This window comes from Pseudomonas sp. KB_15 (assembly GCF_052114525.1).
GTDB lineage: Bacteria > Pseudomonadota > Gammaproteobacteria > Pseudomonadales > Pseudomonadaceae > Aquipseudomonas.
Map to the genome: position 1 here is coordinate 159,253 of NZ_JBFREX010000004.1, position 13,239 is coordinate 172,491.

The 13,239-nt window shown below is 62.5% G+C and carries 9 protein-coding genes and 1 pseudogene; all 10 read right to left on the minus strand.

The features are described 5' to 3' along the window. Window positions 1-35: 35 nt before the first annotated feature. Window positions 36-632 carry a glutathione S-transferase gene (locus AB4Z35_RS07980; RefSeq protein WP_442096575.1) on the minus strand — a complete coding sequence of 199 codons (597 nt, stop codon included), beginning with the start codon at window positions 630-632 and terminating at the stop codon, window positions 36-38. Further along, the gene (locus AB4Z35_RS07985; RefSeq protein WP_442096576.1) at window positions 629-4,270 is read right to left on the minus strand and encodes an AAA family ATPase; all 3,642 of its coding nucleotides are present in this window, start codon (window positions 4,268-4,270) and stop codon (window positions 629-631) included. Before AB4Z35_RS07985 ends, AB4Z35_RS07980 begins: the two co-directional genes overlap by 4 nt. Beyond that, the gene (locus AB4Z35_RS07990) at window positions 4,267-5,511 is read right to left on the minus strand and encodes an exonuclease SbcCD subunit D C-terminal domain-containing protein (protein ID WP_442096577.1); all 1,245 of its coding nucleotides are present in this window, start codon (window positions 5,509-5,511) and stop codon (window positions 4,267-4,269) included. Before AB4Z35_RS07990 ends, AB4Z35_RS07985 begins: the two co-directional genes overlap by 4 nt. 257 nt (window positions 5,512-5,768) lie before the next feature. Further along, window positions 5,769-7,418, minus strand: coding sequence for a BatD family protein (locus AB4Z35_RS07995; protein ID WP_442096578.1), 1,650 nt, complete (start codon window positions 7,416-7,418; stop codon window positions 5,769-5,771). Continuing rightward, entirely contained in the window at window positions 7,415-9,154 is a 1,740-nt protein-coding gene (locus AB4Z35_RS08000) for a VWA domain-containing protein (protein ID WP_442096579.1), read from the minus strand. Before AB4Z35_RS08000 ends, AB4Z35_RS07995 begins: the two co-directional genes overlap by 4 nt. Further along, window positions 9,151-10,233 (minus strand): vWA domain-containing protein, encoded by a 1,083-nt coding sequence (locus AB4Z35_RS08005; RefSeq protein ID WP_007994506.1) that lies wholly within the window; start codon window positions 10,231-10,233, stop codon window positions 9,151-9,153. The genes AB4Z35_RS08000 and AB4Z35_RS08005 overlap by 4 nt, the downstream gene beginning before the upstream one ends. Continuing rightward, window positions 10,226-10,720, minus strand: coding sequence for a DUF4381 domain-containing protein (locus AB4Z35_RS08010; protein WP_007994507.1), 495 nt, complete (start codon window positions 10,718-10,720; stop codon window positions 10,226-10,228). The genes AB4Z35_RS08005 and AB4Z35_RS08010 overlap by 8 nt, the downstream gene beginning before the upstream one ends. Continuing rightward, window positions 10,717-11,661, minus strand: a complete 945-nt coding sequence (locus AB4Z35_RS08015) for a DUF58 domain-containing protein (RefSeq protein ID WP_442096580.1) — start codon at window positions 11,659-11,661, stop codon at window positions 10,717-10,719. The genes AB4Z35_RS08010 and AB4Z35_RS08015 overlap by 4 nt, the downstream gene beginning before the upstream one ends. A 5-nt stretch (window positions 11,662-11,666) precedes the next feature. Next, the gene (locus AB4Z35_RS08020; protein ID WP_442096581.1) at window positions 11,667-12,626 is read right to left on the minus strand and encodes an AAA family ATPase; all 960 of its coding nucleotides are present in this window, start codon (window positions 12,624-12,626) and stop codon (window positions 11,667-11,669) included. Window positions 12,627-12,914: 288 nt separating this feature from the next. Next, window positions 12,915-13,214, minus strand: a pseudogene (locus AB4Z35_RS08025) (hypothetical protein); the annotation flags it as partial. Window positions 13,215-13,239 lie beyond the last annotated feature (25 nt).

Genomic DNA, 13,239 nt, shown 5'->3' on the forward strand with positions numbered 1-13,239 from the left:
TGTCGATGAAGGGCTTTTGTGGCGAGGGGGCGCGTTTACTTTTTCATCACGCCAGTAAACAGTTCCGACGCCAGAAACCGCTGCAACCAATCCTGCAACCGCCGATACGGTGTCTGCGCAAACCATTCGCGGTCGACGTGGGCGAACTGCCGTACGAAGGGCATCAGCGCCACATCGGCCAGGCTTGGATGGTCGGCCAGCAAGTAGTCGTGTCCCTCCAGCAACTCATYCAGCCTTTGCAAAAACACCTCGCCTTCGGCGCGATAAACCTCCATCGGCTGCTCGGGATAACGCTCGGCGTACTTGTAGCGATTCAAGTGCACCTTGAACACCTGATCGTTCTGTTCGATCAGGCTGGCGATTTGCGCCGCTGCGGCAGGATCGTTCTTGAGCAACCAGTCCTGCGGATCGTTCTGCGCCAGGGCCCAGCGCATGATGTCGAGGCTTTCGTCGATCACCCGGCCATCGGCACTCAGTACCGGCACCGTGCCTTTGCCCGACAGTGCGAGCATTTCGGCGGGCTTGGCCTTCAGGCTGACTTCGACGATGTCCACGGCCACTCCCGAGTAACGCAGGGCCATACGCGCGCGCATGGCGTATGGGCAGCGGCGGAAGGAATACAGCGTGTTCATTTCACCTCCAGGGTGCTCAGGCCGTTGCCCTGGCGGCGGACCTGGATCTGCACCGGAATCCGTTCATGCATTTCCTGAACGTGGGAAATCACCGCGACCTTGCGGCCCTGGGCCTGCAGGCCGTCGAGGGCGTCCATGGCCAGTTGCAGGGATTCCGGATCGAGGCTGCCGAAGCCTTCGTCGATGAACAGCGACTCGATTTTCAACGTGCTCGACGCCATCGACGCCAAACCGAGGGCCAGCGCCAGCGAGACCAGGAAGGTCTCGCCACCGGACAGCGAATGCACCGAGCGCAGTTCGTCGCCCATTTCGGTGTCCATCACCAGCAACCCGAGCATGCTGCCGCCGCGCTTGAGGCGATAGCGACGCACCAGTTGGCGCAATTGCACGTTGGCGTGGTGCACCAAAAGGTCGAGGTTGTAGGCCTGGGCGATCTTGCGGAAAGTGTCGCCGGTGGCCGAGCCGATCAACGCATTCAGGCGCGCCCAGCGTTGGTACTCGTTGTAGGCATCGGCAATCTGCTGCGCCAGGGCCTGGTTGGCGTTTTGCCGGCGCTGGTCCTCGGCCTGCTCGGCGCGCAGTTCGGCGCAGTGTTGCTCGCTGGTGGCAGCCAGGGTTTGCAGATCGGCCAGCGCGGCGGCCAATTGCCCGGCGTCGAGGTTGCCGTTGTGTTGCGCTTGATGATCGAGCAGGCGCTTGTCGCGTTCCTGCACCAGGACGCGGGCCTGTTCAATGGCTTTTTCGCTGTGCTGCAAGCGCTGGCGCAGTTCACTGACCTGGGTGTCGTCAACCCGCAACAGGTCTTCGAGGCCGCCGTCATCCAGTTCGGGATGGCGGGCACGCCAGTCGCCGATTTTTCCGGCGAGTTCATGCTCTTCGCCTTCCAGTGCGCGCAAGCGCTCTTGCTGGGCCTTGAGCTCGGCGGCGATTTGCACTGACTGCGTGAGGACGCTTTGCAGCGTCTGCGCGGTGCCGGTTTCGGCGCTGCGTGCCTGTTCCACGGCCTGTTCCAGTTGCTGCTGCCAATGCTCGGCGCTGGTGTGTTCGCCGAGTAGTTGTCCGAGTGTGTGCCGGCTAGCCTGTTGCTGTTCGGCCAGCCCGGTGAACTGCTGTTCGGCGGCGTGCAATTGCTGCACGCGGCTGTGCTGGCGATCCTGCTCCTTCTCCAGGTTTTGCTGGCGCTGTTGCTGTTCGACCAGTTCTTCCTTTTGTTGATCGAGTTGCGCCAGGCGCTCGGCGATCTGCCGGTCGAGCTGCAGGAAGGTCGCGGCCGGCTCGACGCGTAGCGCCTGCAGGGTCTCGGCGGGCAGCAGGCTGGCGAATGCGCTGAGTTCTTCGTCCAGGCGCTGGTGGTCGTTGCCCAGTTCGCGCTGTTGATTGCTCAGGTGCTGGGCTGCTTGCTGGTGCGCGGTTTCGGCATGGCGCAGTTGCTGGGTCAGGCGCGCGGCATCCTGTTGCAGGGTGAGCAGGGCGCTCTGCCGTTGCTCGTCCTGGCTGATGCTCTGGTTGAGCTGACTGTTTTGCTGGTTAAGCCAGGCGTCGCGCTTGTCGGCATCCTGATTCAGCAGTTGGGTAACCAGCGGATGAGCGTCCAGGCTTGGCGCGAGGGCTTGCTGCTGGGTCGCCAGTTGTTCCTGCTGTTGCAGCAGTTCCTTTTGCTGGGCGATCAGCCCACCGACTTCGGCGCGCAAGTCAGTGAGTTTTTCCTTGAGCAGGTCGACAGCCTTCTGGGCGTTGGCCTGTTCGCTTTCATCGAAGCGGCCGAGGCTTTGCAGCAGCGCTTCAGGCTGATGATACGGATGCTCGTTGCTGCCGCAGACCGGGCATGGCTGGTCATCCTGCAACTGCGCGCGCAGCTCTTCGACACTGGCACTGCGCGCCAGGCGTTGACGCTCCAGCAGTTCGCGGGTGACGTTAAGGGTTTGCTCGGCAACACTCAGTTCAGCCTTGGTCTTTACCCCGTCCTGGGTCAGGCGTTCACGTTCCTGCTGCGCGGTGAACTGGCGTTGTTGCAGCTCGGCGCCGCGCTTGTCCAGCTCCTGCTGGCTGGCCCACAAGCGCGCAAGGTCTTCGACGGCGCGCAGTTGTTTGCGGTTGTCCTGCAACAGGCTGCCCAGAATGCCGATCTGCTCGGCGACGGCATCCGGTTCGGCGCCGGCCTCCTTGAACAGTACCTCCAGTTGCTGCCTTTGCGCGGTGAGCGCTAGATCGGTGCTCGCGGCGTTTTGTTCAAGGTTCGCCAGTTCGGCCTGGCCCTGATTCAACCGGTTGCCGATCAACATCAACTGCTGCAGGCGATCGCGGTAGGCATTCCAGGCATCGCTCAACGGTGCCAGATGAATGCTTTGTTCCAGTTCGGTGGCGATGCGCTGTAAGTCACCAGCGCCACGGGCTTGCTGATCGAGCAAGGTCTGAATCGTGCTCTGGCCCTGAGTGCAGGCCTGTTCCGCCTGTTGCCTGGCTTCGGCGCTGAGGGCAGCGTCCTTGGCCAGGCGGGCGAGGGTGCTTTGCGCTTCGAAGGCCTGACGCAGCAACGGTGCGCTGTCGGCTTGCCGCTGTTGCGTTGCGCTCAAGGCGATCCGGGCGGCGCTGAGCTGTTGCTCAAGCTGCGTCTGGCGCTCGCCGAGTTCGCCATGTTGCTGCGTATGCAAGGCAATTTGCGTCGCCAACGGTGTCAGCAGCGCATCGACTTCGGCTTTACGGGCGAACTGATGTCGTTGCGGGGCAAGCTGTTCGAGACGGGTGAATCTCAAGCGCTCACTGGCCAAGCCTTCCCAGTGGGCCTGTGCCGATTGCAGTTGTTCGCTGGCGGCCAGATGCTCGTCCTGCAATCGATGCAAGTTCTTGAGCCAGGTGTCCTGCAGTTCAAGCTGTTTGAGTTGCGCCTGTTGGGTCTTGAGTTGCTGCTGCGCTTCGCTGAAGCGCTGATCCAGTTCCGTACGGGCTTCGGGTGACAGCGGTGTCACTCCGCTGGCCTGGTCCTGCAGCAGCTTGTGCGCCTCGCGAGCTTCCTTGGTCTTGTCGAAGGCCCGACGGCCGAGGCGGGTGTAGAGCGCCGTGTCGGTGAGTTTTTCCAGCAGTTCGCTGCGGTCGTTGTCATCGGCCTTGAGGAAGGCACTGAACTCGCTTTGCGCCAACAGCACGGCGCGGGTGAATTGTTCGAAATTCAGCCCCAGCGCGGCTTCGAGCTGAGCCTTGTATTCGCCTTTCTGGCTGGCCAGTAATTGATCCTGATCGATGTCGCGCAGGCTCTGGCGGCTGGCTTGCAGTTTGCCACCGGCCTTTTCCCGGGCGCGATTGGCTTCCCAGCGTGCGCGATAGCGGCGGCCATCGACTCCGACGAAATCCACCTCGGCATAGCCTTCGCCGGTGCCGCGGCGCAGCAAAGTCCGTGGGTCGCCGGTAGCGATTTCGCCGTCGGCATCCGGCACCTTGGCGTCGCGGCCGGTGTTGTTCAGGCGGGGTACAGCGCCAAACAACGCCAGGCACAAAGCATCGAGCAGGGTACTTTTACCGGCGCCAGTGGGGCCGGTGATGGCGAACAGTCCGGCACTGGCCAGGGGTTCGGCGGTAAAGTCGATTTCAAACGGCCCGGCCAGCGAGGCGAGGTTTTTCAGGCGGATCGCGAGAATCTTCATGGTTGTTCGCTCTCCATCTGCACGTCTTGCAATAGCTCGGCAAAGTCCTTGAGGGTCTGCTCGTCGACCTCGCTGCCGTAGTTGTCCTGCCAGGCGCGGCTGAACAGTTCCTGGGGCGTGAGCTGATCCAGTTCGATCAGTGTGTTGCCTTCATCCGTGCCGCCACTGCTGCCATTCCCGGCGTATTCAGCGGCAATGCGCACCAGGCGCACGGCCTTGCCTTGCAGGGCGGTTTCCACTTGATTACGCAGGTCGGGCTGCGGTTCATCGAGGCGTACGCGTACTTCCAGCCACGGTTGTCGCTGAATGTCGGCCAGCAGGTCGATGTTCGGCAGGTCCGCCAGTTGCAGCAGGATCTCGCTCAATGGCGCCGGGCCGATGCGTTGCAGGTTGACCGCGCGGGGAATCAGTTTCGGCTCGACGCTGACCAGGGTTTCGCCGTCGAGTTTGATGTCGAGAATCTGGTGCTGATAGCTGATCTCGGAGAACGACAGCGGAATCGGCGAGCCGCTGTAGCGGATGCGTTCCTCGCCGTTGACCTTCTGCGGCTTGTGCAGGTGACCGAGGGCCACGTAGCTGATGCTCGGCCCGAACAGGCTGGCAGGCAGGGCTTCGGCATTGCCGATGATCAGGCTGCGCTCGGAGTCTTCCGACACCGAGCCGCCGGCCATGTGCGCGTGGCTGATGGCGATCAGTGCCTGGCCTGGCGTGCGCTTGGCGTTGGCCGCTTCGATCAGCCATTCGTGAACCTGGCCGATCCCGCGCAGATAGTTGTCGCCCAAATGCGCGCCGGTGACTTCCGCCGGGCGCAGGAACGGCAGCGCCAGGCACCAGGCGGTGACTTCACCACTGGCGTCAGGCAACGGCAGCAACAGGCGCTCGGCATCCAGCTGCCCGTCATCCAGCCACAGCACACGACCGAGCGCATGGGTGCGCAAGCGCCGCATCAATGGCGCGGGCAGTTCGATCCGTGAGCCGGAATCATGGTTGCCGGCAATCATCACGATGGTCAGCGACGGCTGCTGCTCGTGGGCGCTGACGATGAAGTCGTAGAGCCGCTCCTGGGCTTTGACCGGCGGGTTGACCGTGTCGAAGATATCGCCGGCGATCAACAGCACATCCGGCTGATCCAGTTTCAGCTGGCGCAACAGCCAGTCAAGAAAGCAGCCATGTTCGAAATCGCGATCCTGGCCATGCAGGTTCTGCCCGAGGTGCCAGTCGGAGGTGTGAAACAAGCGCAAGGCGGACTCCGCTACAAAATAGGTAATGGCCGCGTGAAAAATGAAGGCGGCGAAAGGGGGAGAGTTTACTGGCAAACGCTCCCGAGGTGGTCAGGCACTCAACCTGTGGCAGCCCCGATCTTAAGGCAATACCCGATTAATTGTGGGAGCGAGCTTGCTCGCGAAAGCGTTAGCCCATTCAACAATGATGTGTCTGACACACCGCATTCGCGAGCAAGCTCGCTCCCACAGGTTGTGCTCTTTGTCTCAAGGGTGAGTTATTTGGGATAAAGCGGCGGCAACCCACTGTCACCAACCGGATCCTGCACCCGTTCGGCCATCGGAATCGCCTTGATCGCCCGCCACAACTCGTCACCTTGCCAGTACTGGCCGGTTTCGCTGTACAGCGCGCCGTTCAGGCCGTCGAGGGCGTTGGACAGTGGCACGAAGCGGGCGGCCATGTCGGCCAGGGTTTCCGGTTGTTGCCGGGCCCAGGCGTCGAGGGCCTGGCGGGTGGCGTGGGAATCATTGGCCTGACAGGCGCGCTTGAGGTCATCAAGCACGGTGCGCGGGCTCGGGCCGGTTTGAGCGGCACGCGTCACCGCCGGTTGCCAGCGGCCACGCCACCAGAGGCCGAAGCCGAGCAGGGTGGTGCAGGCCAGAATCAAGGTGCTGAGCTTCCAGCGCCAGAGTGCTTCGCTGTCGGCACCGGCATCGACCGGTGAGATGCCGGCCTGGGTGTCGAGCACCAGGCTCGGGTTGGCCGCCACGTGCAGCGTGCGGGCAGGCAGGCTGCTGTGTTCCAGATGGTCTTCGAAGGTGTTCCACCAGACCACGTCGACGGTGGGCAACTCGATGGCGCCGGTCCGTGTCGGCACCAGGGCTTCCCGGTCTTCACGACTGCCGACCAGGCCGCGCTCGCTGTTCTGGTTGCCGAGCACCGGTTGATCCGGGTAGCGGCGCAGGCCGCCGACATCAGTGCCGGGCAGCGGTGGCAGTTGGGTGCTGGACAAGCCTTCGGCCGTCACTGTCAGGCTGCGGGTCAGAGAATCGCCGACCTGTGTGTGATCCGGCTCCGGGCTCCAGCTTTCGCTCAGGCTCAGGCTGCGTGCRGGCAGCCAGGGGACATCGGCCGGATAGGTGATGGGTTTGGCCTTGACCGTCAACAGCAGTTCGGCCGAGGTGACGCGCATTTGCTTGCCGGATTTCGGCATTTGGGCCGCGTCCTGTGCCGGTTGCGCATCGACCAGTGCTGCGTTGAACACCTGTGCCGGAATGATCAGTTCGCCGCTGTGCTGAGGGTAGATCGCATAACGCATTTCGATCACGCCATGGCGCTGGCCATCGATGTCTTTTTCGTAGGTGCGTGAGTCGCCCAATTGTTCGATGCGTGCATCGGGTATCTGCAACGGCGGCAGGCTGCTGTCGTCGTACAGCGACACCGAATGGTAGATGCGCAAGGTCAGGATCACCTGGGCCTGTACGTACACACTGGTTTGATCGAGGCTGGCATCGATGAACACCGGAGCCCGTTTGTCCGGGTTGTCCGGCGTGTCGCTTTCGACTACTTGCAGGGTGATCGGCTGGCTCTGCAGTTCGCCCAGTTGCAGTGGCGGAATCACCACGCTGCCATTTTGCCGGGGCAGGAGGGTGACGATCCAGCGGGTGGTGGCCCGGTTTTCACCGCTCAGGGTGTTCAACTGGTTGACCTGGCGTGTGCCGCGCACTTCGAACAGTGGCTCCAGCGCTGCCAGGTCGGGTTTGCCGAACTGCGTTACATCGGTGGATTCCAGGGTCAGCTCGACCGTCTCGCCTGAGCTCAGGCGACTGCGATCAACACTGGCGACCAGCTCTGCTGCCTGTGCCTGAACAGTGCAAAACAACAGGCCATGCAGCAGCGCGAGCAATAAAACGGTGAAGCGGGTCATCGAGTTTCTTCCTGATCCTGATGTTGTTGCTGTTCGTACCAGAATTTGCGCCTGAGCAGTTCACCGGGGTCATCCGGGATCTGCCGCAGCCACTGCTCCAGTGCCTGGCGCTGTTCGCCTTCGATGCTGTCGGTGGCCGGGCGCAAGGGCGGCGTCGTGTGTTGTTCGTCACCCAACTCGCTGCCTGGCACTTCGTTGGTTCCGGGTCTGGGCGGCGACGTTGGCGATTGTTCTGTGTCGGCGCTGGTGTGCGGTTCTTGCGCTTGCGACTCGCCGCTGTCCGAAAGATGCGACGTGGCACCGGGCGGCGTCTGTTGTTCATTGGGCTGGGGTTCGTCGCTTGCGGATTTGTCCGGCGTCGCAGCGGACGCATTGTTTTTCTGCTTGAGCAACTCTTCCACCAGCGCCTTGTTGGTCAGTGCCGGGCGCAAATCCGGTTGACGTTCCAGTGCCTGTTCGTAAGCATCCAGCGCAGCCTCCAGCTCACCTCTTTTGGCCAGGGCATTGCCTCGATTGTAGTGGGCGTGGGCATCGTTGCCTTCAGCGAACCGCTCGGCGGCGCCCGCGTAGTCACCGGCTTCATAAAGCGCCACGCCTTGCCACTGATGATCGTCGAAACGCCGGGCGGCTTCGGCCGGGCGCTTCTGTTTGAGTAAATGGGCGCCTTGTTGATCAGGACGCAGCCAAATGTCTGCGAGATCGAAGGCGTAGCTCGGTTGAGGCAGTGCCAAAAGCAGCGGTAGACACAGCAGCCAACCGCGACGTCCCGCGCAGGCCGCGAGCAGCAACAGTGGCAGCAGCAGCCAATAACCCTGATCGGCCCAGGTGTCCAGGCGCAAGGTCTGACCGTCGTTGCGCAAGTTGCGTGGACCGTCGAGCAGGCCAAGGGCGTGCAGGTCGCTATCGTCAAGGCGCGCCTGGCGATAACGTCCATCCAGGTCGTAGACAAAGCTTTTCAAGCCAGGCTCGTCGAGGCGTGGCACGAGAATGGCGCCCTGTTCATCCTTGAGGAAACTGCCGTCTTCCTGGGTAATGGGCGAGCCTTCGGCGGTGCCGATGCCGAGCATCAGAAATTGAGTCGATTTGCCGTTCAGCGCGCGACGGATGCCCAGCCGCTCCTGGTCGGTCAGGGACGAACCAATCAGCAGAATCCGGCCGTTGCCCAGAGCCGCTTGTTCGAGCAGTGCCAGGGCCTTGAGCACCGCCAGGTCGGCGCGATGACCGGCTTCAGGCATCAACGACGGTTTTAGCGCATCCAACAGATTGCGGCTGGTGGAAAGATCATCTGACAGCGGTACCAGTGTGTGGGCACTGCCGGCGTAGACGACAATGGCGGTTTGCGCGTCGCTGCGAATCTGCAGCAGATCGAACAACTTGCGTCGTGCCTGTTCGAGTCGGTTGGGCATGACGTCGGTGGCGAGCATTTCCGGGGTCAGCTCGAGAATTACCACCAGCGGATCGGCGGGTTTCTGGCTGGTTTGCTCGACGCGCTCCCAACCCGGGCCCAACAGGGCGAGCACGGTCAACAGCCACGCGAGACCAAGGGCGATCCAGGGCAATTTACTGTCACGTCCACTGCCACCGCTGAGCAGTGCCGCATGAAAGGCCGGCGGCAGGATCATCTGCCAGCGCCCGGCGCGCTTCTTGCGGTGCCAGAGTTGCCAGAGCAACCAGCCAAGCACCGGCAGCAACAGTAGCCACCAGGGGCGGAACCAGTAAGGCCACAGCACACTCATCGACGCCTCCGCAGGCGCAGGCGCTTGAGACGCTGGCGCCAATCAGGCAGCAATTGCGTTTGCAAAAACAGATCCTTGGTAAACAGGCGTTGCAACGGGTTGTCCGGCCAGAGTACAGGAGCCACCAGCAGCATGCTCAACCACAGCGCCAGGGCCAGTGGCCAGTGATACAACGCTTGAGCCGGGCGGGCCTGGGTGGGTTGCTGGGCCACGGGCTCCAGTTGGTCGAGGGTGTCCTTGATTGCCTGCAGTTCCTTGCCGTCGCGAGCGCGGAAGTACTGGCCACCCGTGGCCTCGGCGATGGCCTTGAGGGATGGTTCGTCAAGGTCCAGGCTCGGATTGACGCCGAGAAAGCCGACCGTGCCACTTTGTTCCGGTTCGGCACCGATACCGATCGGGTAGATTTTCACACCTTCTTTGGCCGCCAGCCGCGCAGCGGTGAGTGGGCCGATTTCACCAGCATTGTTGGCGCCGTCGGTCACCAGAATCAGCACGCGGCTGGTTGCCGGACGCAGACGCAGGCGTTTGAGGGCCAAACCGATAGCATCGCCGATGGCGGTGTTTTTGCCCGCAATGCCGATGCGCGCTTCGTCGAGCCAGACTCGCACGGTGTGCCGGTCGAATGTCAGCGGTGCCTGCAGATAGGCCCGGCTGCCAAACAGAATCAGGCCGACACGGTCACCTTCGCGGCGTTCGAGGAAATCGCCGAGCAGGTGCTGGACCAACGACAGTCGGCTCACCTCTTCGTCCTGCCACTGCATGTCAGGGAAATCCATGGAGCCGGAAACGTCCACTGCCACCAGCAGATCGCGGCCGCTGGCGGCAATCGGCAAGGGTTCGCCGAGCCACTGCGGGCGCGCCGCCGCGACCAGCAGCAACAGCCATAGCAGCATGAACGGTGCCTGCTGGCGCCATGCCGGCAGGTTGGCCCGGGCGCGACGCCCGGCGAGGCCTTCGAGATCGCTGAGGAAGCTGACCTTGAGCGCCGGTTCGCCACTGTCGGCCACCGGCAATACGATGCGCATCAGCCACGGCAGTGGCAAAAGGGCAAAAATCCACGGCCAGGCGAACTCAAACATGTTTGCGAATCCACGTATCAACGGCCTGGGTCAGGCCGGCAATGGCCTTGTCGTCGAGTTTGCATTCGGGTTTGTACGCGCCTTCGACCAGCACCATCCAGCGGGTCAGGCCGGCCGCCGGGCAGCGGTTGTCGAGGAACGCCAGCCATTTGCGGCCGTTGAGGGTATGGCTCTGGCTGTAGGGGTAATGGTTGCGGCACAGGCGTTTGAGCAAGCCGTTGAGTTGCTGCAGCCAGGCACCGGCTGGCGCACCGTCGTAGGGTTTGGGCATCAGCGCCAGCTCCGCCAGGGCGGCAAGGCGCACCGGGTCAAGCGGCTGCTCGGCGCGTACCACGGGGCGCTTGACAGGAATAAAGCGACGCAGCTTCCACAGGCCCAATCCGATCAGTGGCACCAATAAAAGCAGCAACCACCAACCCGGTGCCGGAGGCCAGAATTCCACCGGTGGCGGGGATATCAGCGGTTGCAGTTGATCAAGGCTGCTCATCGACCTTTCCCCGGTTTCTGTGGGTTCAGGTATTCGCGCAATTGCTCGACCATCTCGCTCTGAGTACTCAAAGGCATCATCAGCACCCGTAGTTTCTGCGCGAGCAGCTCCCAGCGCGCGATGCGCAATTCGGCCTGGGCCCGGTAAACCTGGCGCAGGTCGAAATTCAGCGTGTCGAGCTCCAGTTGCGCTCCACGTTCGGCGAAACGTAAAAGGCCGGCGGCGGGCAGGGCATGATCCAGCGGATCGGACACCGGCAGCAGCAACAGGTCGCAATGGCGCGATAACAGGCTCAGCTGTTGCTCGGCGCTTTCCGATAGCGCGCGTTCATCGCAAATCACAATGACAAGGCTGCCCGGACGTGACACCTCCCGTGCGCGGCGCAAGGCAATGCCGAAGGCGTCGCGGTCCGGCTCGCCTTCGGTGCTCAGCGACTGGTTGACCCGCACCAGCCGGTTGAGCAATTGCAGCAGGCTTTGCTTGCTGCGCCGGGGCTTGATTTCGTAATGCACATTGTCGCCATACACCAGGCCGCCGACCCGGTCGTTGTGCCCCAGGGCTGCCCACCCGATCAGGCTCGCGGCCTGGGCGGCGAGTACCGACTTGAACATCAGGCCCGAGCCGAAAAACAGCCGGCGGCTTTGCTCGACCATGATGAAAATCGGCCGCTCACGTTCTTCGTGGAACAGCTTGGTGTGGGGTTCCTGGGTACGGGCGGTCACGCGCCAGTCAATGGTGCGCACATCGTCGCCGGCCTGATAGACCCGCACCTGATCGAAGTCGACGCCACGCCCGCGCAATTTGGAATGGTGCAGGCCGATCAGCGGGCTGCGCTGGCTCGGCGTGGAAAACAGCTGCACTTCACGCACGCGATGGCGCATCTCGATCAGGTCGGCGAGGCTGACACGAATGCCCGGCTCGGGCGGCAGGCTGGCGTTCATCGGGGTCAAGCGACGGCTACGACGTCGAGAATCCGCTGGACCACCCGGTCCTGATCGATGCCAGCGGCTTCGGCTTCAAAGGAAAGAATGATGCGATGGCRCAACACGTCGAACAGCACGGCCTGGATATCTTCCGGGCTGACGAAATCACGCCCGGCCAGCCAGGCGTGGGCCCGGGCGCAGCGGTCCAGGGCAATCGAACCGCGCGGGCTGGCGCCGTAGGCGATCCACTCGGCCATTTCCGGATCGAACTTGGCCGGGGTGCGGGTGGCCATGACCAGTTGCACCAGGTACTCCTCCACGGCGTCGGCCATGTACAAACCGAGGATTTCCTTGCGTGCGGCAAAAATCGTCTGTTGGGTAACCCGACGCTCAGGCTTCGCTTCGCCGTTCAGGGCTTCTCCACGGGCTTGCTGCAGAATCCGGCGCTCGACAGTGGCATCGGGAAAGCCGATTTTCACGTGCATCAGGAACCGGTCAAGCTGGGCTTCGGGCAGCGGGTAGGTACCTTCCTGCTCGATGGGGTTTTGCGTGGCCATCACCAGGAACAGCGGCGACAGCTCATAGGTGCTGCGCCCGACACTGACTTGCCGCTCGCCCATGGCCTCGAGCAAGGCCGACTGAACCTTGGCCGGAGCGCGGTTGATTTCGTCCGCCAACACCAGGTTGTGGAAGATCGGACCTTGCTGGAACACGAAGCTGCCGGTTTCCGGGCGATAGATTTCCGTACCGGTAATGTCGGCCGGCAACAGGTCGGGAGTGAACTGAATGCGGTGGAACTGAGCCTCGATGCCTTCGGCGAGTTCTTTGATGGCCTTGGTCTTGGCCAGGCCGGGAGCGCCCTCGACCAGCATGTGGCCGTCGGCGAGCAGGGCGATGAGCAAGCGCTCGATGAGTTTTTCCTGGCCGAGAATCTGCGTTGAAAGAAAGGTTCGCAGCGCGAGCAGCGCTTCACGATGTTCCATCGATGACTGTTCCTGCAAAAGGGTGGCCGAGGACGTTCGAAAATGCGCCAGGGCTGGGGGCGTTACTTTAATCCATCGCGGGGGGCGGCGACTAACGGCATTTTGTGCAAAGTGCGGGAAATGGTTGGTAATCGTTGTAGGAACTTTCTACAGGTTACAGGGTGGCGGTGTTCTCTCGGGCCTCTTCGCGAGCAAGCCCGCTCCCACAGTATCGGTGGTTGGCTTGCGATCTGCGTAACACATCAGGACCCTGTGGGAGCGGGCTTGCTCGCGAAGAGGCCCGCTCTCTTCCACTTCAGCCAGATCCGTCATGTCGGCATCAAAGGTGATTTCCAGCACATCATCGCCATTGAGCGCATCGGCATCAGCCGCCGCAATTTCGATCTTCAACAGGGCAGGGCTCAGGGTGACTTTCACGCCGTCGAGCGTCGAAGGCTCGCCGTCGAGGGTGATTTCCAGCTCGTCTTCATCCGGGTAGCGGCTCATCAGGAACATTTCGCCCTGTTCGCTGTGGCAGCAGAGCATGGCCATGTTGTCTTCTTCGTCGTCGCAAGGGTTGACGATCAAGAGGGCGGTTTTCATTTTCATGGGTAATTCCTGGCTCGACGAGCGT

Excerpts from the sequence above, each read along its gene's own strand:
- AB4Z35_RS07985 (WP_442096576.1), bottom strand. The coding sequence starts at position 4,270 with ATGAAGATTCTCGCGATCCGCCTGAAAAACCTCGCCTCGCTGGCCGGG.
- AB4Z35_RS08000 (WP_442096579.1), bottom strand. The coding sequence starts at position 9,154 with ATGAGTGTGCTGTGGCCTTACTGGTTCCGCCCCTGGTGGCTACTGTTG.
- AB4Z35_RS08005 (WP_007994506.1), bottom strand. The coding sequence starts at position 10,233 with ATGTTTGAGTTCGCCTGGCCGTGGATTTTTGCCCTTTTGCCACTGCCG.
- AB4Z35_RS08010 (WP_007994507.1), bottom strand. The coding sequence starts at position 10,720 with ATGAGCAGCCTTGATCAACTGCAACCGCTGATATCCCCGCCACCGGTG.
- AB4Z35_RS08015 (WP_442096580.1), bottom strand. The coding sequence starts at position 11,661 with ATGAACGCCAGCCTGCCGCCCGAGCCGGGCATTCGTGTCAGCCTCGCC.